Below are 875 nucleotides of genomic sequence, written 5' to 3' on the forward strand. Positions count from 1 at the left end.
GCCGGCGGTGCGCCGACCCTGGCGGTGGGTATCGCGCAGATCCTCCACTCGGTGCTGCCGGGTGAAAACACCATGGCGTTCTGGTACCACTTCGCGATCCTGTTCGAAGCGCTGTTCATCCTCACGGCAGTAGACGCCGGCACCCGTGCCGGGCGGTTCATGCTCCAGGACCTGCTCGGCTCGTTCGTGCCGGCCCTCAAGCGCACCGAATCCTGGACCGCCAACCTGATCGCCACCGCCGGCTGCGTCGCGCTGTGGGGTTACTTGCTGTACCAGGGCGTGATCGATCCGCTGGGCGGCATCAACACCTTGTGGCCGCTGTTCGGCATCTCCAACCAGATGCTGGCCGGTATCGCCCTGATGCTCGCCACCGTGGTGCTGATCAAAATGAAGCGCCAGCGCTACGTCTGGGTCACGCTGCTGCCGGCGAGCTGGCTGCTGATCTGCACCACCACCGCCGGCCTGATCAAGCTGTTCGACGCCAACCCGGCGATCGGCTTCCTGGCCCTGGCGCGCAAATACAACGATGCCCTGGCCGCCGGCCAGATCCTGGCCCCGGCCAAGAGCATCGAGCAGATGCAGCACGTGGTGTTCAACGCCTACACCAACGCAACGCTGACGGTGTTGTTCCTGTTTGTGGTCTTCAGCATCCTGTTCTACGCGCTCAAGGTCGGCATCGCCGCCTGGGGCACGAAGGAACGCACGGACAAGGAAGCGCCATTCCAGGCCCTGCCGGACGCTTGATAGAGGATTGCACCGATGTTCAATGACTTGAGTCGCCTGGGTAAATACCTCGGTCAGGCCGCCCGCCTGATGGTCGGCATGCCCGACTACGACAACTACGTCGAGCACATGCAAACCAAGCACCCCGACAA

Annotated in this window: 2 protein-coding genes; both read left to right on the forward strand. The window is 63.5% G+C overall.

Translation table 11 applies throughout. From position 1 onward, the window contains the following. Positions 1–744 (forward strand): carbon starvation CstA family protein (locus HU806_RS26180; RefSeq protein WP_273018713.1); only part of this gene is annotated, 744 nt, incomplete at its 5' end. A gap of 15 nt (positions 745–759) precedes the next feature. Further along, positions 760–875: YbdD/YjiX family protein (locus HU806_RS26185; RefSeq protein ID WP_186615797.1), on the forward strand; the 116-nt coding region annotated here is incomplete at its 3' end.

The sequence above is a fragment of the Pseudomonas sp. SWRI154 genome, assembly GCF_014268645.1.
GTDB classification, from domain to species: Bacteria; Pseudomonadota; Gammaproteobacteria; order Pseudomonadales; family Pseudomonadaceae; genus Aquipseudomonas; species Aquipseudomonas marvdashtae.